The sequence below is a fragment of the Pseudomonas sp. LS1212 genome, assembly GCF_024741815.1.
In the GTDB taxonomy this organism is placed as follows: domain Bacteria; phylum Pseudomonadota; class Gammaproteobacteria; order Pseudomonadales; family Pseudomonadaceae; genus Aquipseudomonas.
This window is the reverse complement of the sequence record NZ_CP102951.1, coordinates 4671516-4696431: the sequence shown is the minus strand read 5'-3', so window position 1 is coordinate 4696431 and position 24916 is coordinate 4671516. Positions and strand designations below refer to the sequence as shown.

Genomic DNA, 24916 nt, shown 5'->3' with positions numbered 1-24916 from the left:
CCCAGCGCGTACCGGCCTAGAGCGTACCGGCCTTTTTCCAGCCCAGATACCGCGATATCAACCCGGCCTCCAATTCGCCAGCACGGCAATCGAGCACGGCGATGTCCTGTGCCTCGAAGTGATCGTGCAGGGCATCGCGGGCATTCAGATAGTCGATGGCGCCGCAGTAGGCGAGCGCTTCCCGAGCCGTTTGCACCGGCATGTGCCGCAGGGTATCGAGAACGTTTTCGCGCAGGCTCACGATCAGCACCCGGTGCTGGCGACCTATGCGTCGGGCTGCCGACAGCAGCTCATCATCGTCGTCATCGCGCAGGTTGGTGATCAGGATCACCAATGCGCGGCGCTTCTGCCGGACCAGGATCTGGCTGGCAGCCGCGCTGAAGTCGGTTGCCCGTGGGCTGCTGTCCAGGTCATGCACGGCATTGAGCAGCACCTTGAGCTGGCTGGGTCCCTTGACGGGTGCCAGGTAACGCGGTTGATCGCTGGCAAGGGTCGCCAGCCCCACGGCATCACCCTGGCGCAAGGCGATATAACTGAGCAGCAGGCAGGCATTGAGTGCGTGGTCGAAATGTGAAAGCTCGCCATCCAGACTGCGCATGCGTCGGCCGCAGTCGATCAGGAACATGATCTGCTGGTCGCGTTCGTCCTGGTATTCCCGTGCAATCGGCGTACGTTGCCTGGCCGTGGCCTTCCAGTCGATCTGGCGCAGGCTGTCACCTTCGCGGAACTCGCGTAGTTGATGAAACTCCATGCCCTGGCCGCGGCGCTGCTGCTGACGTACGCCCAGTTGGCTCAGCCAGTTGTCCACCGCCAGCAATTGCGCCTTGTAGAGCCGGGCGAAGTCCGGGTAGACCCGCGTGCTGTCGGCCAGCGGCAGGCAGCGTCGAGCGATCCAGAGCCCCAGCGGGCTGGGCAGAGCAATCTCGGCGCGGGCGAAGGCGAACGCCCCGCGTCGCAGCGGTCGCAGCCGGTAGCCCAGTTGGCCGTCCTGGCCTGGTTGCAGTTCGATCGATTGCGGCAGACATTCAAAGCCCAGACCCTCCGGCACATGATCGAAGAATGTCAGACGCAGCGGTTTGCGATATTCGTGGTGAATATCGACCCTGACTTCATTGACCCGGCCAAGCGCCAGGCTACCGGGTAATTGCCGTTGCAGCGCAGGCGAGGGCAGGCGCAACAGCAGGACAGCATCGAGCAGGCCGAGCAGAAACAGCCCCAGCAACAGTCCCCAAGCGATTGCATCGCTGTACGTGGGCACAGGCACCTCGAGCGCCATGAGGCTGCCAAGCAGGGTGGCCAGCAGGCACAGGACTGCTATCCAGTGAATCAGCAGGCGGGACGGTTTCATGCCGTAGGCGACCTCATGCTCGGGGGGCCGGAACCTGGTCGAGCAATTGCGTGAGCACCTGATCGACCGAAAGGCCTTCGATATCCAGTTCCGGCGCCAGTCGTACCCGGTGGCGCAGTACCGCCAGCGCACAGGCCTTGACGTCATCGGGAAGCACGAACTCTCCACCGCGCAGCAAGGCCCTGGCCCGTGCACAGCGAGCCAGTGCAATGGAGGCGCGGGGGCCGGCGCCGATCGACAACCCCGGCCAGGTGCGCGTGGCCCGGGCCAGTTGCACCGCATAGTCGAGCACTTGCCCATCGAGCGGCAGCTCGCTGGCGATGCGTTGCAGGGCAATGACATCCTTGGCTTGCAGGACAATGCGCGGCGATTGTACGTCGAGCATGTCGGCACGGGCCGAGCGGGTGACCTGGCGCACCATTTCCAGTTCTTGCTCGGCGTCGGGGTAGTCCATGCGCAGCTTCAACATGAAGCGGTCGAGTTCGCTTTCGGGCAAGGGGTAGGTGCCTTCCTGTTCGATCGGGTTCTGGGTGGCCAAAACCATGAACGGCTTGGCAATCGGCAGCGCGCGACCTTCCAGCGTGACCTGGCGCTCTTGCATGGCTTCGAGCAGGGCGGCCTGGGTCTTGGCCGGTGCCCGATTGATTTCGTCGGCCAGCAGCAAGTGGGTGAATAGCGGTCCCTTGCGTAACTTGAACTGTTCGCTCTGCCGGTCGTAGATCGCATGCCCGGTGACATCGCTGGGCATGAGGTCCGGCGTGAATTGAATGCGGGCGAAGTCGCCGCCGAAGGAGCGGGCCAGGGCCCTGACCAACAAGGTTTTGCCCAGGCCGGGAACGCCTTCGAGCAGTACATGCCCACCGGCTATCAGGGCGGTCAAGACATCGTCAATGATTGCCGACTGTCCGATCAGCACCTTTTGCAACTCCTGGCGCAAGGCCTGGGCCAACCGCGAAGCGCGCTGGCGTTGCTGGGCCACATGCTCCTGGGGCGCGATGGAGTCGGACGGGGCGTCGGGTTCGCGTGGGGCGTCGCTCATAGGGCATTCCTGAGGGATTGCAGGTGGGCAACCTGATGGCTGAAGTCAGTACTGGAAAGGCGATGTTCGAGGGGTGGGCTCAAGGCTTGGCCGATGGCTTGGGCCGGCTGTTGCGTCAATCGGGCCAGTACCTGGCGCTGCTCGGCCTCGCCAAGCCTTTCGAAGCCGGGATGGCGGTGCCGGGCACGGCGCAGGATGTCCTGCTGCAGGGCTTGAATGAGTGTTGCCTGGCCGTTGTGACGCAGCAGGAAATCGGCGCTGGCGCTCAAGTGTTCCTGCAATTGGCGTCTGGCCAGCGGAGGCGGCTGCCGGACCGGCCCCTGACGCATGGCCAGGCGCCAGACGAGCAGCACGATCAGCATCAGCAAGGCGGCCAGGGCCTGGGGGAAATGGCGCAACAGCAGGGTCAGCAGATCCTCGTGTTCGGCCCGCATCACCAGCGTCACCTTACGGCCCTGATTCAAATACCAGAGCAGCCAGGCATTGTCATACCGGCCGATGGCCCGGTTGTGCCAGAGTTCGCTGTCCGTGACGACGGTGATCAGGCCCAGGCCATAGGGCAGTTGCATCATGTGGGTAGATACACCGCTGCTGGCCCTGGACGAGGCCTGTTTGTCGGGGTCTTCAAGATGGTAGTCCGGGTCGAAGCTGAAGTAGGCGGGCGCCTGTTCGTTTTTCGGATAGAACTGGGTCAGGCGCGGGAATGTCTGTTCTGGCTCAGCGGACGCCTGCGGCAAGTCCGCGCTGAGGTATTGGCGCAGGTTCAAGCGATCGAGCAGCAGGTCGCCACTTGCGCCGCGGTCCTCATCCCACAGCGCCTCGGCGACGAACAGCAGTCGCCCGCCGGCCACTACCCAATGCAACAACTGTTCGACCTGACCCGGGGCCATTTGCTGGCGATTGCCGAGCAACAGCAGGCTGCTGCGTGCGGGCGGCAGTTGCGGCAATACATCCAGCCCGTCGGCCCGCGCCACCACGAGCCCACGCTGACGCATGAACTGTTCGGCTGCCAGGTACGGGTTGTTTTGCGCCTCGGGTGAGGGGCCGTGCTCGATGATGGCCTGGTAGGGCTGCAGATGCCGATACAGGTACGTGGCGAACAAACCGATGGCCAGGCACAACAGCAGGCCGAGCACTACCGCCGGGCGCCGGATCATCGCCTTGCTCCGGTGTCGAAGAGCTGTCGCCAGCCATCGCAAAGATCGTGTTGCACGTGCGCATCCGGTAGTCGATGCCCATAGGCCAGTGCCTGCCAGTGTCGGGTCAGGCGTGAGCTGAAGTCGCTGAGGGCCGGCTGCCCGAGACCGAGGACCTGTTGCAGCACCTCAGCTTCGGTATCGGCCTGTTTGATTGGCAGCCGGTAGTCGCTGAGCAGACGGCTCAGCAGTGCCCGGTAGAGCAGGCCGAGGGCTTCGCGGGGGTGGTTTTGCCAGAGTTGTTCGGCATGGCCGGCGACGTCGTCGGGCAGGCTTTGCGCAGAAACCTGCAAGCCGAACAGTTGCCGTGGAGCGGGGCTGGCTGTGGGTTTGGCCGCAGGCCGCCTGCCGACGAAGGTTTCGATCCACTGGCGGTAGCGCCAGGCAAGCAGAGCCAGCAATCCGATCAGGGCGCTCCAGAGCAGCCCTTCCAGTGTCCGCGCAACCAGGGCCAGGGCGTGACTGTCCAGATGTTCGAACCATTGACCAAGGAACCTGGGCCTGCCGCCTGTCTTCGGTTCATGGTCGAGGCGCCAACGGGTGACCGTTTCGCTGTTGCGAAACGGTGGTTTGTCTATGATCGCATTGATTTCCCGGTGCGCGGTCTGGCTGTCCAGGGCTTGCTGTTGCAAGCGAGGGCTTTGCGGGGAATCAACCGGCAGTGTGGCCCAGCTCCACGGCGCCAGGCCCATCGACAGTGAAACAGTGACCAGGAGCACCGCCAGGCCGTTCAGGCGCTGGCGCAGCCCACGAAGAACCAGTTCGATGTCCCACGCCTCCAGGGTGGTGCGCCGGTTCAGGTAGAGGCTGAAGCCACAGGCGACATAGATCGGCCCCCAGAAAACCAGGATCAGGGCATAGAAGGCATTGGTCAGATGCTCGAGCCAAAGCCAGTTGCCATCGGCAATTTCCAGTAATTGTTGCCAGTCCCAGTCCAGAGCGATCTGTTGTGGCAGCAGCAGGTAGAGCAGGGTCATCGAGCCCAGCCACAGGACGATTTCCAGGGCCATTCCGAGCACGGTCAGCCAGCGCGCCGCCCCCAGGTTGCGTTTACGCAGGACCGCCAGGCGGTGCAGTCGGGCTTGGCCGGCCAGTTTCTCGAGTTGTATCACCGGCAGGCTGAAACTGCGACTGAGGCTAAAGCGACGCCAAGTCAGGCTGGCCAGCAGTTGCGGTTTGAGCAAAGACGGCCATTGGCGTAGCGCCTGGCCCAGACTTGGCGGTTCGCCGAACAAGGTCTGGGACAGAATGTAGAGCGACAAACGCTCGAAGGCCGGCTTCAACCACCAGAACAGCAGGAGTACGAGGGAAGGGAAGTCCCAGAGCAACACGCAGAGCAAGGCAAAGATTGGCAGGCTCACGGCCGCCCAGCTGAGCATCAGCAGGTGGCGGTGACGCTGGGCCAGCAGCACACCCAGGTCCATTGCTTCCCAGGGCGTTCGCGGGCCGATGACTACACGGGCTTCAGTCAGGCGCATGCGGCATTCTTCCGGCAAAGCCAAGATAAGTGCCGACCAGCAACCACAATCCGGCACCCACCGCATATTTGAGCGGTGCCTGGATCGCCGTCTTCGATGACCAGTACGCCTCGATGAAAGCGGCGATCAAGAGGAATATCAATACTCCATAGATCAACTGCACGCAGACAATGGCCGCGCCTCGCAATGCTTCGCCGCGAGACAGCTGGCCGGGCGCCAGGACGGCCCAGCCCAGTTTCAGGCCTGCCGCCCCGGCCAGGGCGATAGCGCTTAGTTCGAAGGCGCCGTGGCCAATGACGAATGGCCAGAAGCCTGGCCCGTAGCCGATTTCCGTAAGATGACCGGCGACCGCTCCGATCATCAGGCCGTTGAAGAGCAGGTAAAAAAGACTGCCCACACCCAGCAGCAACCCACTGGCGAAGGTTTGAAAGGCGATGCCGATGTTATTCATGATGTAGTAGCCGAACATCATCCAGTCCTCGCTGGACTGGCGTTCGGCCAGCCGGCCGAGTCGGCTCTGGTCGGGATCGTACATCGACTCCATCTCGACCACCTGTTGCGGGGTGATCACGCTATAGACCAGGTCGGGGAACAGATAGACCAGCATTGCGGTGATCAGCAGGCTGCCGAAGAACAACAGGCCGGCCAACGCCACGAAACGCCATTGGGCCCGCACCAGGCAGGGAAACCCGGCCAGCACAAACTGCAGTGTGCTGGCACCCAGGTGGCTGCGATGGCGATAGAATTGTTGATGACCGCGCATGGCCAGATGCTGCAGGGTGTCGACCAGGTGGCTGCTGTAACCACGCTCCTGGGCCAGGGCCAGGTGCTGGCACAGGTGGCGATATTGCGCGGCGAAGGTTTCGCAGGCCGTGGGGCTGGCGTCGTTGCGTTCCAGGCTATCGAGCAGTTGAGCAAAGGCCTGCCAGGCCTGCCCATGCTGCTCTTCGAAGTGGCTCTGTTTCATGGCGGCCCCAACAGGCCACGAGCAATGCCATTGAGTTGCGCCACTGCACGGTCGGGGGCCACGTTCAAGGCTGGGGCAAGGATGCCTGCCAGTTCCCGGGCACGCTCGGCGGACAACTCCCCATGGCGCTCGGCAAAGCCCAGCACGGCACGTTGCTCGGTCAAGGTCAGGGCAAAGGGTGGATGCAGGGCCGGTACATCCGGTAGCACGGGACGATGCAGGGGCGGGTCGCGATAAATCACCAGGGTTCCTCCGGCCAGGTCGCCCATTCGCTTGAAGGCCGGATGCTGCAGGCAGCTGATGGCGCCCAGGCAATAACCGAACGGCAGCATATCGACGAAGCGCAACAGGTTGCGGATCAGCGAAGACGACCAGCCGACGGGCGTGCCGTCATCCTGGACAACGCGCAGCCCCATCATTTGCTTACCGGGTGAGCGGCCCTGATTCAGTACTTCGAACAACACCATGTACCACCAGTTCAGAACGAACAGAAGGATCGCGCCCAGCCCCATGCCCACCTGGCCGAATTGGCTCAGTATCAGCAACAGGCCGCCGAGCAGCAGGCCGCGAATTCCCAGGTCCAGGGTGAAAGCCAGGGCTCGCGCCACCAGCCCGGCCGGGCGCAGTACCAGATCGATACCTTCCGGGGTCTCGATCTGAAAGCGGGTGTCCAGTGGTTTGAGTAGCATTGCAGTCCCTGACCCTTTATCAGAGATGGACAGGTCGCACGAGCAACCCGACACATTGAGGGTATGTCATATCCTTCGAACGCGCCGGGCCTGATGTAGACTCACGCGATCTCCAGCACAGGACATAGCCTCGTGAGCTCCAGTATTTTCTGGTACGACTACGAAACCACCGGAATCGATCCGCGCAGCGACCGGCCCTTGCAGGTCGCCGGTATTCGCACCGATCTCGATCTCAACGAAATCGATGAGCCGGTCAACCTCTATTGCCGGCCCAGCGACGACATCCTGCCGCATCCGGCAGCCTGCCTGATCACGGGGATTACCCCCCAGCGCCTGGCCGAACAAGGATTGAGCGAAGCGGATTTCATGACCCGCATTCATGCCCAATTGGCCAGGCCTGGCACTTGCGGTGCAGGCTACAACACCTTGCGTTTCGACGACGAAGTGACTCGTTACAGCCTGTATCGAAACTTCTTCGACCCCTACGCCCGCGAATGGCAAGGCGGTAACAGTCGCTGGGACCTGATCGATGTCGTTCGTACCGCCTATGCATTGCGCCCGCAAGGCATCAACTGGCCGCAGGTAGAGGGGCGTGCGAGCCTCAAGCTGGAGCTGCTGACAGCCGCCAATGGCATTGACCATGGACAAGCCCACGATGCCTTGTCCGATGTACGTGCCACGATCGGCCTGGCCCGTTTGATTCGTGACAAACAACCCAAACTGTATGACTGGTTGTTTCAGTCGCGCAGCAAGCAGAAAGTGCTCGACCAGATCAGGCTTTTGCAGCCACTGGTGCATATTTCCGGGCGGTTTTCTGCTGCGCGTAACTATTTGGGTGTGGTATTACCCTTGGCCTGGCATCCGCGTAATCGCAATGCATTGATTGTCTGCGACCTGCACTTGGATCCTCATCCATTACTCGAAGAGGACGCTGATATTTTGCGTCAGCGTTTATACAGTCGACGTGAGGATTTGGCGCAAGGGCAACTGCCGGTGCCGCTCAAGTTAATTCATGTCAATCGGTGTCCAGTGTTGGCGCCGTTAAACGTGTTGCGCCGTGAAGATCAACAGCGGTTGGACTTGGACATGGCGCATTATCAGGCTCAAGCACTGCGGCTCGCTGAAGCGCAATCACGTTGGCAGGATAAAGTGCAGGCCCTTTATTCCAGCGAAGACTTTGCCCCGAGTGAGGATCCGGAACAGCAGTTATACGACGGGTTTCTCGGAGACCGGGACCGCCGTTTATGTGAGCAAGTGAGGCTGGCAGAGCCACAGCAATTGGTGGGTTCACAGTGGATGTTCGATGATGATCGTTTGCCGGAATTATTGTTTCGATATCGCGCACGTAACTTTTCCGATACGTTGAGTGAGGCGGAACAACAGCGTTGGCGAGAATTCTGTCAGCAGCGTCTGACAAACGTGGCAATGGGGGCGCCCAATACGCTGGAGAGTTTCAATCAGGCACTGGAAGCCTTTTGGGCCGATGCATCGAGTGGGCAGCGGGAGATTCTGCAGCAATGGCGGGCCCATGCCCAGAGCCTTTCCTTGCAGCTGGGGCTTTGACCGGGAGCGTCCGGCAGCCACAAAAAAAACGCCAGCAAGCTGGCGTTTTTTTTCGTTGCATTTAAACAATGAGCTTGCGGGTAATTAGCCCAGCAGGGTAGCCCAGCTTTCTACCACATCACCGCCCCACTTGGCTTTCCACTCTTTCAGCGTCTTGTGGTTGCCACCTTTGGTTTCGATGACTTCACCGTTGTGTGGGTTCTTGTACTGTTTAACCTTGCGGGCACGCTTGGTGCCGGTAGTTTTCACGGCGCCGCGTGGAGCCTTGGATACTTTGGCTTCCGGATCCAGCAGCGCGATGATGTCGCGCAGGGATTTTTGATATTCGCCCATCAGGGTACGCAGTTTGCCTTCGAATTCCAGCTCGGTTTGCAGTTTGTCGTCTTGGGACAGATTCTTCAAACGTGCTTGCAGTTCTTTGATGGCTTCTTCTGTGGCGCGGTATTCGTTGATCAGGGACATGAGCACTACCTTATGATGAATGGGTTGGCAGGGAGACAGTGCCGCAATAATAGTCAGACAGTTTGATCAAGTAAACATTAAATACCCACTACCGACAAATTACTTTAAATCTTAACCCGACACTGCGTGGCGAGAGTTAGATATTAAGCCGTGCTCCGGACAAACAGCATTGAGCGGCTTGGGCGCGGGGGCCGTGAGGTGTTGAGTACATGGAGCCCGACCCGGTTTTGCCGGAATGTCGGCCGGGTTGAGCGCGGGCCGATGATGAAGCCTGCGAGGAGTACTGCAGTTTTTTCAAGCAATCGCTAGAATAGCTGCCTTTGCGAAGTTCTGGAGTCTCCCCCATGCGCACTTATCGGCTGGTGATAGCGTGCCCCGACCGTGTCGGCATTGTTGCCAAAGTCAGTAATTTCCTGGCTTCCTACAACGGCTGGATTACCGAAGCGAGCCATCACTCCGACGACCTCAGTGGTTGGTTTTTCATGCGTCACGAGATTCGTGCCGACACGCTGCCTTTTGGCATCGAGCAGTTTCGTGAAGCGTTCGAGCCGATTGCCAAAGAGTTCTCCATGGTCTGGCGCATCACCGATACCGACCAGAAGAAGCGCGTGGTGTTGATGGCCAGTCGCGAGTCCCATTGCCTTGCCGACTTGCTGCACCGCTGGCACAGCGACGAACTCGATTGCGAAATTGCCTGCGTGATTTCCAACCACGATGACCTGCGCAGCATGGTCGAGTGGCATGGCATCCCGTACTACCATGTGCCTGTCGATCCGAAGGACAAACAGCCGGCGTTCGCCGAAGTCTCGCGCCTGGTCAAGCACCATCAGGCCGATGTGGTAGTGCTGGCGCGCTACATGCAGATCCTGCCACCGCAGCTGTGCGAAGAATATGCCCACCAGGTCATCAACATTCACCACAGCTTTCTGCCGTCGTTTGTCGGCGCCAAGCCGTATCACCAGGCTTCGTTGCGTGGGGTGAAGTTGATCGGTGCAACCTGTCACTATGTGACCGAAGAGTTGGATGCAGGCCCCATCATCGAGCAGGATGTGGTTCGCGTCAGCCACAGCGACAGCATCGAAGATATGGTTCGCTTCGGTCGTGATGTGGAGAAGATGGTGTTGGCCCGAGGGCTGCGCTATCACCTGGAAGACCGTGTGCTGGTTCACGGCAACAAGACTGTCGTGTTCAACTGACAGTGCCAGGCCGGGCTTTCGCAATGAAAGCCCGTCAATGGCTGCGACTGGCGATAAACCTAAGCCTGCTTGAGCCGCATGAATTTGCGCAGCAAGGGGCGCCCGACCATCAGCAGAAATACCGGCCCACCGGCGATCAGATAAAAGTAGTAGGTCACGGCTCGCCAGATCAGAATGGCCGCCGCGGCGGTGGACTTGCCCACCATGGGCGCCAGCAGTGCAGCCGACGTCAGTTCGGCGGCGCCGGCACCGCCAGGCAGCAGGCTGAATTGCCCGGCGCTGAGCGAAAGCATCTGGATCAGAAAACTCCAGGCCCATTGCAGATCCACGCCCAGCCCCCTCAGTGCCAGGTACAACACGCTGTAACGCAGCCCCCAATGCAGGCATGTCAGCAGGAAAACTCCAGCGAGGGTCCTCCAGGGCAGCTTGCAGGTATCGGCAAAGGCGGCGAGAAAAAGCAGGAGCTTGCGTGCCCAGCGCAGGCGTGTTGCCGGTTGCACATTCAGTCGGGACAGTAATCGTCCATTGATCCGCAACAGTTGACGGTGAAAGCGTGCCAGCCCCAGGCACAGGCTCAAGCCGACAAGCACCAGCAAGGCGCTGACGACCAGCATCCACTCCAGGTAATCATCGAGGTTTTGAAACAGGGCATAGAGCAGGATGCCGAGCAGTGCGCAGAAGAAAAACACCAGGTCGCTGAGCTGATCCATGGCAAATACCGCACTGCTGCGTGCTGGCTGTATGCCGCTGCGTCCCAGCGTGGCCATCAAGGTCAGAGGGCCGCCGCTGCCGCCCGGGGTCGCGCAGATAGCGAACTCGGTGGCCAGGATCACGGCGAAGCTCTTCAGGCGGCTCAGGCGACTGACCTGATCGCCCAGCAGCAGGCGCAGGCGCGCGGCATTGATGACCCAGCAGGCCCCGATCATGGCGAACAGCTGCATCAACATAGGCAGTGGATAGGCTTGCAGCCGCACCAGCATCTCTCTGCCGCCCAGCAGCAATGGGATCAGCACCGCCGCCAGCAGGGCAAACAACAGCCAGGCAATCCGGCTCATGCTCCTGGGCCGCCACTACGGTCCTGGCTGGCCAGCCAGGCAGCCTTGGTCATTGGCTCGCGCCCGTCATGCAACAGTTGCTGCAAGGTCTTGAACCAATAGTTGCGGGAAAAGCCATGGCGCATATCCACAGGATGCAGTCCAAGGCGGATCGTGGGTGCGTGTTGCAAACGCGTTGCGTACCGCTCGTTGAGCAGCCTGGAGACCCCACGGCGCCAGGCGCTGCGGGTGCTCCAGACCAGACCGGGAGCCTCGAAGCAGGAGAAATCAGGCAGTCGATACAGGTGTTGCGGGTCGCTGGTGTAGTGCAAGGGCAATGAACGCAGTGCCTGGCGAGTACCTTCGCTCATCAGCCAGGCTGGGGCGACAAACCCCTCCAGAGGCCAGTCATGGCGATGAAAAACCTCGATACCGGCAAGGAGTCGGTTCAGTGCCTGCTGCTGGTCGAGCGCGTAGAACTCGCCCTCCCGGGTGTACACGCGGCGCATGAAAAAATCCCGGGCAGTGCGCGGCGCCGGGCTGTCATCGACGTGGTAGTAGCCATGCAGGGCCAGTTCATCACCCTGTGCCAGGCGCCGATCCAGCATGTGCCGGAAACAGCCATCTCTATCCACTGCATTGCATTTATGGAAGTCGGGAACCACCAGCAAGGTCATGGGGATCGAACCGAGGGCATCGACTGCTTCGACAAAGGGGTGATAGTCCGCCCAGGTCTGTGGTGCGACGTCATGCAGCACCAGCAGCAGGCTGCGTGGTGCGCAGGTGTCTTCAAGCATGGACAGGCATCGACAGGTTGCTGCCCAGCACGGCGCGGTAGTGCTCGAGCAGGCCACTGACCACCGTGTCCCAGGAATATTTCTGTTCGACGTGACGGCGCGCCTGCTGGCCGAAGTCACGGGGGGCCTGGCTGAATAGCTCACGCACCGCACGGGCCATGGCCAGGCTGTCGTTCGGTGTGCAAAGAATACCGCAGCCTTCACCGACGATTTCCGGGAACGCCCCGGCCGCCGTGGCAACCACCGGAATGCCACTGGCCATGGCTTCGAGTATGACCAGGCCGAAGGTTTCCTGGACGCCTGCATGCAGCAGGGCGTCGGCACTGGCCAGCAGCCGGGCGATCTCCTGGGCTGGGCAGAAATGGTCGATCACGGTGACATTGGTGGGGACGCCGCCAGGCATATGCGAGCCTACCAGCAACAAATGATAGTGCCGGCCGAGCCGCGTCATGCAGTCGAGCAGGACCGGTATGTTCTTTTCCCTGGAGCCGCGGCCGGCGAAGATCAGCAGTTGGGTATCGTCGTCGATGCCCAACTCGGCTTTCAGGTTTGCATCGCGCAGGCTCGGGTTGAAGGTATTGAGATCGACGCCCAGGCGCTGCACATGGACGTTCTTGATACCCAGGCCGCGCAACTTGTCGGCCATGACCTGGCTGGGGGCCAGGACCCGGTCGAAGTTGCCATACAGTTTGCTCACATAGGCTTCCACGTTCGGTGTGAACCAATTGCCCATGCGGTTGCTGAACAGCAACGGCAGGTCCGAATGATAGAAGCCGATGACAGGCACATCGAGTTGTCGGCGGGCGTCGAGCGCAGCCCAGGCGGTGAGGTAGGGGTCGCCGACTTCGATCAGATCCGGTTGCAGATCTTGCAGGACGTTTCGCCACGGTGCCAGGCGCAGGGGAAAGCGATAGCCATTGCCAAACGGCAGGGCAGGCGCCGGAACTTGATAAATACCGTTTTGTCGACTGTGATTGGCGCCCGGAATCAGCAGGCTGTGGCGAACACCTGGGATGATTCCCAGGCGACGATGTTTGGCATCAAGGTAAGTACGCACGCCGCCACTGGCAGGGGCATAGAACATGGTGATGTCGGCAATATGCACGATCAGCGTCCCTCCGAAGTACCTTGTCCTTTAAGGTAGACCTCTATGAAGGATAGTTGTTCGATCGATGGTGCGTACCGGCTGGGGCTTCTTGGTTGACTATCCGGGCCTCTTCGCTGGCAAGCCAGCTCCTACAAAGGACACCGCGTACCCTGTAGGAGCTGGCTTGCCAGCGATGAGGCCCTGACTGACTCAATCAGATCCTGAAACTACCCACCAGCTGCTTCAGCCGAGCAGCCTGCTGCTCAAGATCCGAACAGGCACGCAAGGTGGACTGCAGGTTTTCTACACCCTCCTGATTGAGCGTGTTGATTTCGTTGATATCCATGTTGATCGAGTCAACCACCGCCGTCTGCTCCTCGGTCGCGGTCGCCACCGACTGGTTCATGCCATCGATCTCGCCGATACGCTGGGTCACGCTGCCCAGGCGTTCGCCCGCCTGGTTGGCGATCGACACACTGTCCTGGCTGTGGCGCTGGCTCTCACCCATGGTGCTGACCGACTCGCGCGCGCCGACCTGCAGCTCTTCGATCATGCTCTGCACCTGCTGAGCCGATTCCTGGGTGCGATGGGCCAGGTTGCGGACTTCGTCGGCGACGACGGCAAAACCGCGGCCGGCCTCGCCGGCGCGAGCGGCTTCGATCGCCGCGTTGAGCGCCAGCAGATTGGTTTGCTGAGAGATACTGGTGATGACTTCGAGGATCTGGCCGATATTCACGGTTTTGCTGTTAAGCGTCTCGATGTGAGCGCTTGACGTACAGATCAGGTCCGACAGCCGGTTCATCGCCTGGATGCTGCGATCGACCACCTGCTGGCCTTCTTCGGCCAGATGGCGGGCCGAGCTTGCGTGTTGTGAAGCCTGTGCGGCGTTATGGGCGATTTCCTGGGCGGCGGCGCCCAGTTGGTTGATCGCTGCGGCCACGCTGTTGGTCCGGTTGGCCTGTTCGTCGGAGTTGAGCATCGAGGAGTTGGACGCACTGACCACGCGCAGGGCGACTTCGTTGACTTGCTCGGTGGCCGACGAGACTTCGCGGATCGAGCCATGAATCCGTTCGACGAAACGGTTGAAAGCTGTGCCGAGAATGCCGAATTCATCCTGGGTGTGGATGGTCAGGCGCTTGGTCAAGTCGCCTTCACCCTCGGCGATGTCTTCCATGGCCCGGCTCATGGTGTGCAGCGGTTGCATCAGCAGGCGGATCAGCATGCCGAGCAACGTAATAATGAACACCAGGGCTATCACGGTGGCGATGACAGCCGAGGCACGGAATTCACTGAGCATCGAGTAGGCCTTGTCCTTGTCTATAGACAGGCCGATGTACCAGTTTACCGAAGGCAGGCCCTTGACCGGGCTGAACGCCAGGATGCGAGTCTTGCCGTCCACTTCGATTTCGCTGCGATCGCCGCTGATCCGCGGAGTGTTCTGTGGGTAGACGTCGCTCAGTGACTTCATCACCAGGTTCTTGTCCGGATGGACCAATACCTTGCCATCGGCGCTGACCAGGAAGGCGTAGCCCATCCCGCCGAAATTCAGCGAATTGATGATTTCAGTGAGTGCATCGAGGCTCAGATCGCCCCCGACCACGCCAGCGTTCTGACCACCCTTGCTGGTTGCCGCAACGATGGAAATCACCAGCTTGTTGGACGCCATGTCGATATAAGGTTCGGTCAATGCCGGCCCATTGTTGGATTGGCCGCTCTTGTACCAGGGACGAACACGCGGGTCATATCCATCGGGCATCTTGCTGTCGGGGCGAATGAGGAACTTGCCATCGGTTGCGCCCAGGTAGACACCCAGGAAACTTGTGGCCAGGGCTTTTTGTTCGAGCAGGTCGCTGACATTGGCCAGGTCTGGGTTCAAGGCGACGTTTTGTGAAAGGTTTTCGATCAGCAGAATGCGCCCGTCGAACCAGTTCTTGATGTTGGTCGAAGTGACGTCGCCCATTTCATTGAGATAGTTATCCAGGTCTTCGCCAATGGCATTACGCTGAAGATAGTCGTTGTACAACGTGAATAGCGCGAAGGCGACTACTACGATAAGGGACGCCGCAAGCAGAATCTTGTGGCTGAAACGGAGGTTTTTATTCATAACGTGTTGTGTCCGCCAAGGTCTTGTATTCCGGTTGCCCACAAGAGTTGTTCACATGAAATGACAGGCTGACAACTGATAGTCCCCCGTCCCTTTGGGGTTTATCTGACCGGTCATTCGGAACAATCCTGTTACCTATACTGGTATCGACAGACTCGAGCCAAAGCTTAACCAAGGGTGAAAAAATGCCTGATTCTTCGCAACTTGTTCTCGGTGCCGACCTGGGCGGCCAGCCGATTTTCCAGGAAATGCGCCTGGCCAACCGTCATGGCCTGGTGGCAGGTGCTACCGGGACCGGTAAAACCGTGACCTTGCAACGCTTGGCCGAAGCCTTCAGCGATGCGGGTGTGGCGGTGTTTGCCGCTGATATCAAAGGTGACCTGTGCGGGCTGGGGGCGGTAGGCAACCCGCAGGGCAAGGTCGCCGAGCGGATTGCCGGAATGCCCTGGCTCGATCACAGAACGCAGGCCTATCCGGTGACCTTGTGGGATATACACGGCGAGTCCGGTCATCCTCTACGAACAACCATCAGCGAAATGGGGCCGCTTTTGCTCGGCAGCCTGCTGGAGTTGAGCGACAGCCAGCAAGCGGCACTCTATGCCGCATTCAAGGTTGCAGACAGTGAAGGGCTTTTGCTGCTCGACCTGAAGGATTTGAAGGCGCTGCTCAATCACCTCAAGGACAATCCGCAGCTGTTGGGTGAAGACAGTGCCTTGATGACCACAGGTTCCAGCCAGGCCCTGCTGCGGCGGCTGGCAACCCTGGAGCAGCAGGGGGCCGAAGCGTTGTTTGGCGAGCCGGCCCTGCAGTTGGAAGACATTCTGCACCCCACGGCAGAAGGGCGTGGGCGGATTCACCTGCTCGATGCCAGTCGCCTGGTGCATGAAGCGCCCAAGGTGTATGCGACCTTCCTGCTCTGGCTGCTGGCTGAGTTGTTCGAGCAGTTGCCGGAACGCGGCGATGCGGAAAAACCGCTGTTGGCGCTGTTCTTCGATGAGGCGCACCTGCTCTTTGCCGACACGCCCAAGGCCCTGCAAGAGCGATTGGAGCAGGTGGTGCGGTTGATTCGCTCCAAGGGGGTCGGGGTTTATTTCGTCACCCAGTCTCCGGGCGATCTGCCGGACGATGTGCTGGCTCAGCTCGGTTTGCGTATCCAGCATGGCCTGCGCGCCTTCACCGCCAAGGAGCAGAAGTCCTTGAAGGCCGTCGCTGACGGCTTTCGGCCCAACCCGGCGTTCGATGCGCTGACGGTGCTGACTGAACTGGGGATTGGTGAGGCGTTGGTGGGGACATTGCAGGACAAGGGCACTCCAGCCATGGTCCAGCGCGTGCTGATAGCGCCGCCGCAGTCGCGAATCGGGCCGCTCGGCCAGGCCGAACGCGCGGCCTTGATCAGCCAGTCGCCCCTGGCCGGGCGCTACGATAAGCCGATCGACCGTGAATCGGCCTATGAAATGCTCGCGGCGCGCAAGGTGGGTGACCCTCAGGTCGTTGCGCCAGACACAACCACCCCCGCCGGTGAGAGCCTGAGCGACAAAGCCGGTGAGTTTCTCGGCAGCGTGGCCGGGCAGGCACTGAAGTCGGCCATGCGCCAGGCGGCCAATCAGTTGGGGCGGCAGTTGGTCCGGGGGTTGATGGGTTCGTTGCTCGGCGGCAGCAAACGCCGCTAGGCGGGTTGCTCTGCTCATGAAAAAGGCGCCCTGGGGCGCCTTTTTCATGAGCGGGTCGATCAAGCCAGGGCTTTGGACGCCAGCCAGAACAAGCCGGCCGCCAGAGCCATCGAGGTCGGCAGGGTCAGTACCCAGGCCAGCAGGATGGTCCTGATGGTGCCGCCTTGCAGGCCGCTCTTGTTCGCCACCATGGTGCCCGCTACGCCCGAGGAAAGGACGTGCGTGGTCGAAACCGGCAGGCTGAATATGTTGGCAAGGCCAATGGCGCAGGCTGCGGTGATCTGCGCCGACATCCCCTGGGCGTAGGTCATGCCTTGTTTGCCGATCTTCTCGCCAATGGTCAATACCACACGCTTCCAGCCAACCATGGTGCCGATGCCGAGGGCCAGCGCCACGGCGAGGATCACCCAGAAAGGGGCGTACTCGGTGGTGGCTGTGAGGTCCTTGCGCAGCTTGTTCAGGTCAGCCTTTTCACGTGCGTGCAGGGTAGGCAGCTTGCCGACCTTCTTCGCGGTGTCATCCAGGCAGAGCAGGTAGCGGCGCACTTCGATGCGCTTTTCCGACGGCAGCGAGTGGTAGTCCGAAACCCCTTTAAGGGTGTTCGACAGGGCCGCGATGGTGGGCTCGGTCTGTTGCGGGTTGCAGCTGAACTGTTCAGGCAGGTCGCTGCTTTTCGCCTTGCCCAGGGCCAGGAACTCGCCCAGCGTGCTGCTGTTGCGCTCATAGAACTGGCTCAGGTGCACGGTTGCATCGCGAGTCCGCTCGATCTGGTAGGTCGTACTGTTCAGGTCCAGCACGAACTGGCTCGGAACGATACCGATCAGCACCAGCATGATCAGGCCGATGCCTTTCTGGCCGTCGTTGGAGCCGTGCACGAAGCTGACGGCCATGGCCGAGATGACCAATACCAGGCGGTTCCAGAACGGCGGGTGCTTTTTGTCGTCGATACTGCGGCGTTGCTCCGGTGTCTTGTGCATCTTGGACAGCGGACGCCACCATTTAAGGCTGATCAGCACCAGGCCAGCCACCAGGAAACCCGCCATTGGCGAGAGTACCAGCGAAGTGGCAATATCGATTGCCTTCTGCCAATTGACGCCATCGCCCAACGGGATGTCGTTGATCAGGGCATTGGCCAGGCCGACGCCGAGGATCGAGCCGATCAGGGTGTGCGAGCTGGACGCTGGAATACCAAAGTACCAGGTGCCGAGGTTCCAGGTGATGGCCGCGGCAAGCAAGGAGAACACCATTGCCAGACCATGACCGGTGTTCACATTGATCAGCAGTTCGACCGGCAGCAGGTGCACGATGGCGTACGCCACGCCGACCCCGCCGAGCAGAACCCCGAGAAAGTTGAAGACACCCGAAAAGAACACGGCCAGATGTGGCGGCATGGCTTTGGTATAGATGACTGTGGCAACCGCGTTAGCGGTGTCATGAAAGCCGTTGATGAACTCGAAGGTGAGGACAAAGGCCAGGGCGAGCAGCAAGCTCACCAGCACCCAAGCATCAAGTCCGCTGAATAAATCGATCATGAAGGTTTTCTGACCCGGTCATAAGGGGGCGCGATTATGCCAGAAAACCCTAGAAATCAATGCACTTGCTGCTGATCGGTAATACCCGGAAATCGTGGGTTGACAGCGCCTGCCACTGCAGTCGGAATGCTTGAACGGCAGCTAAATTGCAGAATTTTGAAGGCAACGGCGGTGAAGATGTTATCAAAATCGGCGCACGAAATATTTCAAACGACTGTTTGAAATTTGTGTGATTCAGTTACTGAACTTTTCGACAGCCAATATTTATCCGGCATTTCTCAAGAAATGCCGCGCCCGTGCTCGCCCGCAAAAGGTCGGGCGATGCGTTGTGTCGAGCCAGGTGTGGCTGCTTCTATTCTTCGGGAAGTCGCTTAAGGCTGTTGCTCTGCCTTGAGATCCTTTTCCATCTTCTGCAGTTCCTGGACAAAAGCCTGGTCCTGGACACTGGCTCTTTTACGCCATGGCTTGCGTTCCGGATCAGGTTGCGCGGCGTAGGTGGTGACTTCCCCGCCGTAGACTTCCTTGTAACGTTGTTCCTGGCGCTCAAGTTCCGCGCGCAGTTCATCTTTCGTCACTTTGTTACCTAATAAAGTAGTGGTGGATTCTGGTGTAAAACGCAATGCACTTCTGTTCTGGCGAGTCAGCTGCGTGGAGTACCAGCCTGGAGGCTTGCAGCGGTCAATCGGGAACGGTAGGAGCACGCGGCCACGGCACCAGAGATTTACAGCTGTCGTAGCTACAGTTCTCATGTAACTGGCAAATGCAAAGTGGGCGTTCGGCCAACCTTGAGGACATTTGCGGGTGTGACAGGATCCGTTCTTCATGGGAGCGAATTGGTCACTGACAATGATTATAGCAATTGAATGAAATAAGACTATCGCCGGACACTTCAGTCAGGTCAACTTTATGTGTGGGGATTGTTACATCGACATGCCGAAAGCGTGAGCCTATTGGGGAACGTCCGCTTTCAGCATCGGCGGAAAGTTGAAACAGGTTCGTCCAGAATAGAGAAAAACGGCCTCGCTTCGTGGGCAAGGCCGTGCCTGGGACTTCTTTGGTGGGTACCTGACCAAGATCTCCAAGAAGCCACATTGTGGCGCGGGAAAGGTATAAGCATCGGTGGCAATGGTCAATTGCGATTATCGGTCGATGGTTCGATAATCGGACCACATAGGCGTGTTCCCTCGAGAGGGCAGCGTGAGCCATGAGTAAAGATCTACGGAATAAAGGACCTGGAATGAACGATCAACTGCGCAATTCATTCACCTCGTTGGCACCGCCCATTGTGGCGTCTCCGGCCAAGAGGATCCAGGCATTGACCGGTGACCCGGACTTCATGACCTCGCTGGCCCGAGGCCTGGCAGTGGTGCAGGCTTTCCAGGAGCGCAAGCGCCACCTGACCATCGCCCAGATCAGCCACCGTACCGAGATTCCCCGAGCTGCGGTACGCCGTTGCCTGCATACCCTGATCAAACTGGGTTATGCCACCACCGATGGACGCACCTATTCGCTGCTGCCCAAAGTGTTGACCCTCGGGCATGCGTACCTGTCCTCGACGCCACTGGCGGTTTCGGCTCAGCCGTACCTGGACCGTATGAGCGAACAACTGCATGAAGCCTGCAACATGGCCACTCTGGAGGGCGACGACATCCTCTATATTGCCCGCTCGGCGACGACCCAACGATTGATCTCGGTCGACCTTTCGGTGGGTGGACGGTTGCCGGCCTATTGCACGTCCATGGGGCGGATCCTGCTGGCAGCGCTGGACGATGCCACCTTGCATGAATACCTCGAACACGCCGACCTTCAACCCAAGACCAGCCGTACCATCAGTGATCCGGTGGCACTGCTCGAATGCCTGCAACAGGTCCGGCAGCAAGGCTGGTGCATTGTCGATCAGGAGCTCGAGCAGGGTTTGCGCTCTATCGCGGTGCCCGTTTACGACGCGTCGGGCCAGGTACTGGCGGCGCTGAACGTCAGTACCCATGCCGGGCGGGTCAGCCGCAGCGAACTTGAGCAGCGTTTTTTGCCGATCATGCTCAGTGCGAGTGGCGATCTCAGTGCGCAGTTGTTCGCCTGACTCTCCTGAATCCAGGCAACGCCAAAAGGCTCTGTCCCGGCCAGGGACAGGGCCTTTTTTTCACCGAGGGAGATGAAGGGTAGCTTGACAACAATTGGTTCGATAATCGAACGGATACTCGATTATCGGATTGTACGCGAGGGATGCCCGGCTTAATCTGCAGTCATTCCTGGGCAATAAATGCGCCCCAACCTCCGACAATCGGCTCAGTGAATCAAGGAGTCTCCCATGGCTGAAATTCTCTCGCTCCACGAAGCAGTGAAGCAATTCGTCAACGATGGCGATGCCGTTGCACTCGAAGGCTTCACGCACTTGATCCCGACGGCTGCGGGTCATGAAATCATTCGTCAGGGCAAGAAGAATCTGACGCTGGTGCGCATGACTCCTGATCTGATCTATGACCAATTGATCGGTGCCGGCTGCGCCAGCAAGTTGATCTTCTCCTGGGGCGGCAACCCTGGGGTAGGTTCGCTGCACCGTCTGCGTGATGCGGTCGAGAAGCAGTGGCCGCACGCCATGGAAATCGAAGAACACAGCCATGCCGACCTCGCCAACGCTTATGTTGCCGGCGCTTCGGGCCTTCCCTTCGCGGTGCTGCGCGCTTATGCCGGTTCCGACCTGCCGAAGGTCAACCCGCTGATCAAGACCGTCACGTGCCCATTCACCGGCGAAGTACTGGCTGCGGTGCCGTCGGTACGCCCGGACGTGACTGTCATCCATGCGCAGAAGGCCGACCGCAAGGGTAACGTGCTGCTGTGGGGAATTCTCGGCGTACAGAAAGAAGCGGCATTGGCGGCCAAGCGTTGCATCGTCACCGTCGAGGAAATCGTCGATGATCTGCAGGCACCGATGAACGCCTGCGTGCTGCCGACCTGGGCCCTGACGGCAGTCTGCCTGGTTCCTGGTGGTGCCCATCCTTCTTACGCGCACGGCTACTCCGAGCGTGACAACCGTTTCTATCAGGCCTGGGACCCGATCGCCCGCAACCGTGAGACCTTCACCGCGTGGATCGACGAGTACATCCGTGGCACCGCTGATTTCAACGCATTCAAGGCAAAATTGGCCAGCGCTTCGGAGGCTCAATAATGAACTACTCCACCAATGAAATGATGACCGTGGCTGCGGCCCGTCGCCTGAAAAACGGTTCTGTCTGCTTCGTCGGCATCGGCCTGCCCTCCAAGGCCGCCAACCTGGCCCGTCTGACATCGTCGCCAGACGTGGTCCTGATTTACGAATCCGGCCCGATCGGTGCCAAGCCGACTGTGCTGCCGCTGTCGATCGGTGACGGTGAACTGGCGGAAACCGCCGACACCGTGGTGCCGACTGGCGAGATTTTCCGTTACTGGCTGCAAGGTGGCCGTATCGACGTGGGCTTTCTCGGTGCCGCCCAGGTCGACCGCTTCGGCAACATCAACACCACAGTGGTCGGCGACTACCACAATCCGAAGGTTCGTCTGCCGGGTGCAGGCGGGGCGCCGGAAATTGCCGGCTCCGCGAAAACCGTGTTGATCATCCTCAAGCAGTCCAACCGTGCATTTGTCGACAAGCTGGACTTCATCACCTCGGTCGGTCATGGCGAAGGCGGCGATTCGCGCAAGCGTCTGGGCTTGCCGGGCGCAGGCCCGGTCGGGATCATCACTGACCTGTGCATCATGGAGCCGGAAGCCGGCACCAATGAGTTTGTGGTCACCGCCATTCACCCTGGCGTGACCCGCGAGCAGATCGTCGCGGCCACCGGCTGGGCAATCCGCTTCGCCGACAACGTGACCGAAACCGCCGAGCCGACCGACGTCGAACTGACTGCCTTGCGCGATCTGGAAGCACGTACCGCGGCCGCTCACGGCCAAGCGCCAGGAGAAGCCTGATGCGTGACGTCTATATCTGCGATGCGATTCGCACCCCGATCGGCCGCTTTGGCGGTGGCCTGTCCAGCGTCCGGGCCGATGACCTGGCCGCCGCGCCGATCAAGGCCCTGATCGAGCGCAACCCGTCGGTGCACTGGGACCAGGTGGACGAGGTATTCCTCGGCTGCGCCAACCAGGCCGGCGAAGACAACCGCAACGTGGCGCGCATGGCGCTGCTGCTGGCCGGCTTGCCGGAAAGCATTCCGGGCGTCACCCTGAACCGTCTCTGTGCGTCGGGCATGGATGCGGTGGGTACCGCCTTCCGCGCCATTGCCAGCGGTGAGATGGAGCTGGCAATTGCCGGCGGCGTCGAGTCGATGTCGCGGGCGCCATTTGTGATGGGCAAGGCGGACGCGGCGTTTTCGCGCAACATGAAGCTGGAAGACACCACCATCGGCTGGCGTTTCATCAACCCCTTGATGAAAGCCCAGTACGGAGTCGATGCCATGCCGCAGACTGCCGACAATGTTGCCGACGACTACAGGATCTCCCGTGCCGACCAGGACGCCTTCGCCCTGCGCAGCCAGCAGCGCACAGCTGCGGCGCAGGCCGCCGGGTTCTTCGCCGAAGAAATCGTGCCGGTGCGCATCGCCCACAAGAAAGGCGAGACCGTGGTCGAGCAGGACGAACACCCACGGGCCGATACCAGCCTGGAAACCCTGAGCAAGCTCAAGCCGGTCAACGGCCCGGACAAGACCGTCACCGCGGGCAACGCTTCGGGCGTCAACGACGGCGCAGCGGCCATGATCCTGGCCTCGGCCGAAGCGGTCAAAAAACATGGCCTGACCCCGCGCGCGCGCGTGCTCGGTATGGCCAGTGCCGGCGTAGCACCACGGGTCATGGGTATCGGCCCGGTTCCGGCGGTACGCAAACTGACTGAACGCCTGGGCCTGGCGGTTGCTGATTTCGACGTGATCGAACTCAACGAAGCCTTCGCCAGTCAAGGCCTGGCCGTACTGCGTGAGCTGGGTCTGGCCGATGATGCACCACAGGTCAATCCCAACGGCGGCGCCATCGCCCTGGGGCACCCGCTGGGCATGAGTGGCGCTCGCCTGATCCTCACGGCGTTGCATCAGCTGGAGAAAACCGGCGGCAAGAAAGGCCTGGCGACCATGTGCGTCGGCGTAGGCCAGGGCCTGGCGCTGGCGATCGAACGCGTTTGAAAAAGTGGCACCGCAACCGGTGCCACCTGCTTGAACCCTTACCCGGAACATGGTTGTCCTCCACGCAAGGTCATCTGTGTTTTGGGTAATTGTTTTGCGGTGCGGGATTGTTATTGAGGGTGTCTAGACTCTAATGATCTACGTGAAGGTCATAATGGCCCAATGCCTACCTGCATCATGATCATCGATCATTTCGCGCGGGCCATTCTCGACGCGCGCCTTAAGGATTTCCTATGAGCCAAAGACCGGGCAATCAGTTGTTCGATGCTTACTTCACTGCCCGCAACATGCGAGATGTGTTCTCCGATAAGGGGCGCGTCCAGGGCATGCTCGATTTCGAAGCCGCACTGGCGCGTGCCGAGGCCAGTGTCGGGGTGATTCCGTCAGCGGCGGTGGGGTCGATCGAAGCTGCCTGCAAGGCCGATCTCTATGACTTTCAAGCGCTGGGCGAAGCCATCGCCACAGCGGGCAACTCGGCGATCCCATTGGTCAAGGCCTTGGGCAAACAGATTGCCCGCAGTGATGCAGAAGCTGAACGCTATGTGCACCTGGGCGCTACAAGCCAGGATGTCATGGACACCGGGCTCGTCCTGCAATTGCGCGACGCGCTGGGCTTGATCGAGTCCGATCTGGCTCGTCTTGGCGCAGCCCTGGCGCGTCAGGCCAAGCTTCACGAAGGCACGCCGCTGGCTGGGCGTACCTGGTTGCAGCATGCGACCCCCGTCACGCTGGGAATGAAAATCGCCGGCTGGCTGGGTGCGGTCAGCCGCAGCCGCCAACGCCTGCGCGAGCTCAAGCCGCGCTTGCTGAGCCTTCAGTTCGGTGGCGCCTCCGGCACGCTGGCGGCCTTGGGCAGTCAAGCCTGGCCGGTAGCGCAGGCGCTGGCGAACGAATTGCAATTGGCCCTGCCGGAGCAACCCTGGCACACCCAGCGTGATCGTTTGGTCGAGTTCGCCTCGGTACTGGGCCTTGTCGCCGGTAGCCTGGGCAAGCTGGGGCGCGATGTCAGCCTGTTGATGCAGACCGAGGCGGCTGAAGTGTTCGAGCCGGCGGCACCGGGCAAAGGTGGTTCATCGACCATGCCGCACAAGCGCAATCCGGTGGGCGCCGCCGTGTTGATCGGTGCAGCGACCCGGGTGCCGGGCCTGCTGGCGACGATGTTCAGCGCCATGCCTCAGGAGCACGAGCGCAGCCTCGGCCTGTGGCACGCCGAATGGGAAACGTTGCCGGAAATCTGCTGCCTGGTTTCCGGGGCGTTGCAGCAGGCATTGTTGTTGGCCGAGGGGATGGAAGTCGACGCGATGCGCATGCGCCGCAACCTCGATCTGACCCAGGGTCTGGTCCTGGCCGAAGCCGTCAGCATTGTGCTGGCGCAACGCCTGGGGCGCGATGCCGCGCATCATCTGCTTGAGCACTGCTGCAAGCGAGCCGTGGCCGAACAGCGTCATCTGCGCGCGGTATTGGGCGATGAACCCAAGGTCACCGCCGAACTCTCGGCAGACGAACTCGATCGTCTGCTCGATCCTGCCCATTATCTCGGCCAGGCCCAGCGCTGGGTCGAGCGGGCTGTAGCTGAACATACCGAATTGAGTGCCTGAAGGAGGCTG

21 protein-coding genes and 1 pseudogene are annotated in these 24916 nt (G+C 60.5%); 8 read left to right on the top strand and 14 right to left on the bottom strand.

Translation table 11 applies throughout. The annotated features are described in order from the left end of the window. Nucleotides 1–16 precede the first annotated feature (16 nt). Genes NVV94_RS21830 through NVV94_RS21805 form a run of 6 tightly spaced genes read right to left on the bottom strand, consistent with a single transcriptional unit; the run spans nucleotide 17 to nucleotide 6717 of the window. Nucleotides 17–1348, bottom strand: coding sequence for a DUF58 domain-containing protein (locus NVV94_RS21830; protein WP_258444424.1), 1332 nt, complete (start codon nucleotides 1346–1348; stop codon nucleotides 17–19). 13 nt (nucleotides 1349–1361) lie between these two features. Continuing rightward, nucleotides 1362–2387: a MoxR family ATPase gene (locus NVV94_RS21825; RefSeq protein ID WP_258444423.1), complete on the bottom strand. Its 1026-nt coding sequence runs from the start codon at nucleotides 2385–2387 to the stop codon at nucleotides 1362–1364. After that, nucleotides 2384–3544: a DUF4350 domain-containing protein gene (locus NVV94_RS21820; protein ID WP_258444422.1), complete on the bottom strand. Its 1161-nt coding sequence runs from the start codon at nucleotides 3542–3544 to the stop codon at nucleotides 2384–2386. The genes NVV94_RS21825 and NVV94_RS21820 overlap by 4 nt, the downstream gene beginning before the upstream one ends. Continuing rightward, nucleotides 3541–5061, bottom strand: a complete 1521-nt coding sequence (locus NVV94_RS21815) for a DUF4129 domain-containing protein (RefSeq protein ID WP_258444421.1) — start codon at nucleotides 5059–5061, stop codon at nucleotides 3541–3543. Before NVV94_RS21815 ends, NVV94_RS21820 begins: the two co-directional genes overlap by 4 nt. Then, nucleotides 5048–6028, bottom strand: coding sequence for a stage II sporulation protein M (locus NVV94_RS21810; protein WP_258444420.1), 981 nt, complete (start codon nucleotides 6026–6028; stop codon nucleotides 5048–5050). The genes NVV94_RS21815 and NVV94_RS21810 overlap by 14 nt, the downstream gene beginning before the upstream one ends. Further along, nucleotides 6025–6717: an RDD family protein gene (locus NVV94_RS21805; RefSeq protein WP_258444419.1), complete on the bottom strand. Its 693-nt coding sequence runs from the start codon at nucleotides 6715–6717 to the stop codon at nucleotides 6025–6027. The genes NVV94_RS21810 and NVV94_RS21805 overlap by 4 nt, the downstream gene beginning before the upstream one ends. Before the next feature lie 132 nt (nucleotides 6718–6849). Here NVV94_RS21805 and sbcB point away from each other — a divergent pair, with 132 nt between their 5' ends. Beyond that, nucleotides 6850–8280, top strand: a complete 1431-nt coding sequence (gene sbcB / locus NVV94_RS21800; protein ID WP_258444418.1) for an exodeoxyribonuclease I — start codon at nucleotides 6850–6852, stop codon at nucleotides 8278–8280. 84 nt (nucleotides 8281–8364) lie between these two features. Here sbcB and mvaT read toward each other — a convergent pair whose 3' ends face one another. Then, a complete protein-coding gene (gene mvaT, locus NVV94_RS21795; RefSeq protein ID WP_258444417.1) occupies nucleotides 8365–8742 on the bottom strand; it encodes a histone-like nucleoid-structuring protein MvaT in 378 nt (125 codons plus the stop codon). 344 nt (nucleotides 8743–9086) lie between these two features. Between mvaT and purU the strand changes: the two genes are divergently transcribed. Next, entirely contained in the window at nucleotides 9087–9938 is an 852-nt protein-coding gene (gene purU / locus NVV94_RS21790) for a formyltetrahydrofolate deformylase (protein WP_258444416.1), read from the top strand. Between the two features lie 59 nt (nucleotides 9939–9997). On the opposite strand, the gene NVV94_RS21785 is transcribed toward purU, so the two are convergent. The 5 genes and pseudogenes from NVV94_RS21785 to NVV94_RS27020 form a co-directional block, all read right to left on the bottom strand. Beyond that, entirely contained in the window at nucleotides 9998–10993 is a 996-nt protein-coding gene (locus NVV94_RS21785) for a lysylphosphatidylglycerol synthase transmembrane domain-containing protein (RefSeq protein WP_258444415.1), read from the bottom strand. After that, entirely contained in the window at nucleotides 10990–11769 is a 780-nt protein-coding gene (locus tag NVV94_RS21780) for a polysaccharide deacetylase family protein (protein WP_258444414.1), read from the bottom strand. The genes NVV94_RS21785 and NVV94_RS21780 overlap by 4 nt, the downstream gene beginning before the upstream one ends. Next, nucleotides 11762–12874, bottom strand: a complete 1113-nt coding sequence (locus NVV94_RS21775) for a glycosyltransferase family 1 protein (RefSeq protein ID WP_258444413.1) — start codon at nucleotides 12872–12874, stop codon at nucleotides 11762–11764. Before NVV94_RS21775 ends, NVV94_RS21780 begins: the two co-directional genes overlap by 8 nt. A 196-nt stretch (nucleotides 12875–13070) precedes the next feature. Beyond that, nucleotides 13071–13835 carry a methyl-accepting chemotaxis protein gene (locus tag NVV94_RS27025; RefSeq protein ID WP_408733522.1) on the bottom strand — a complete coding sequence of 255 codons (765 nt, stop codon included), beginning with the start codon at nucleotides 13833–13835 and terminating at the stop codon, nucleotides 13071–13073. A gap of 141 nt (nucleotides 13836–13976) precedes the next feature. Continuing rightward, nucleotides 13977–14816, bottom strand: a pseudogene (locus NVV94_RS27020) (cache domain-containing protein); the annotation flags it as partial. Between the two features lie 329 nt (nucleotides 14817–15145). Here NVV94_RS27020 and NVV94_RS21765 point away from each other — a divergent pair. Further along, nucleotides 15146–16630 (top strand): DUF853 domain-containing protein, encoded by a 1485-nt coding sequence (locus NVV94_RS21765; RefSeq protein WP_258444411.1) that lies wholly within the window; start codon nucleotides 15146–15148, stop codon nucleotides 16628–16630. A 59-nt stretch (nucleotides 16631–16689) separates the two neighbouring features. Here NVV94_RS21765 and NVV94_RS21760 read toward each other — a convergent pair whose 3' ends face one another. Next, nucleotides 16690–18162, bottom strand: a complete 1473-nt coding sequence (locus NVV94_RS21760) for an inorganic phosphate transporter (protein ID WP_258444410.1) — start codon at nucleotides 18160–18162, stop codon at nucleotides 16690–16692. 371 nt (nucleotides 18163–18533) lie between these two features. Next, nucleotides 18534–18737, bottom strand: coding sequence for a hypothetical protein (locus NVV94_RS21755; protein WP_258444409.1), 204 nt, complete (start codon nucleotides 18735–18737; stop codon nucleotides 18534–18536). A gap of 662 nt (nucleotides 18738–19399) precedes the next feature. Between NVV94_RS21755 and pcaR the strand changes: the two genes are divergently transcribed. From pcaR to NVV94_RS21730, 5 genes are all read left to right on the top strand, one after another. Continuing rightward, entirely contained in the window at nucleotides 19400–20242 is an 843-nt protein-coding gene (gene pcaR / locus NVV94_RS21750; protein WP_258444408.1) for a pca regulon transcriptional regulator PcaR, read from the top strand. 228 nt (nucleotides 20243–20470) lie between these two features. Beyond that, nucleotides 20471–21328: a CoA transferase subunit A gene (locus tag NVV94_RS21745; RefSeq protein ID WP_258444407.1), complete on the top strand. Its 858-nt coding sequence runs from the start codon at nucleotides 20471–20473 to the stop codon at nucleotides 21326–21328. Beyond that, nucleotides 21325–22107, top strand: a complete 783-nt coding sequence (locus NVV94_RS21740; protein ID WP_258447780.1) for a CoA-transferase subunit beta — start codon at nucleotides 21325–21327, stop codon at nucleotides 22105–22107. The genes NVV94_RS21745 and NVV94_RS21740 overlap by 4 nt, the downstream gene beginning before the upstream one ends. Continuing rightward, nucleotides 22104–23309 carry a 3-oxoadipyl-CoA thiolase gene (gene pcaF, locus NVV94_RS21735; RefSeq protein ID WP_258447778.1) on the top strand — a complete coding sequence of 402 codons (1206 nt, stop codon included), beginning with the start codon at nucleotides 22104–22106 and terminating at the stop codon, nucleotides 23307–23309. The genes NVV94_RS21740 and pcaF overlap by 4 nt, the downstream gene beginning before the upstream one ends. Nucleotides 23310–23542: 233 nt before the next feature. Then, the gene (locus NVV94_RS21730; protein WP_258444406.1) at nucleotides 23543–24907 is read left to right on the top strand and encodes a 3-carboxy-cis,cis-muconate cycloisomerase; all 1365 of its coding nucleotides are present in this window, start codon (nucleotides 23543–23545) and stop codon (nucleotides 24905–24907) included. Nucleotides 24908–24916 lie beyond the last annotated feature (9 nt).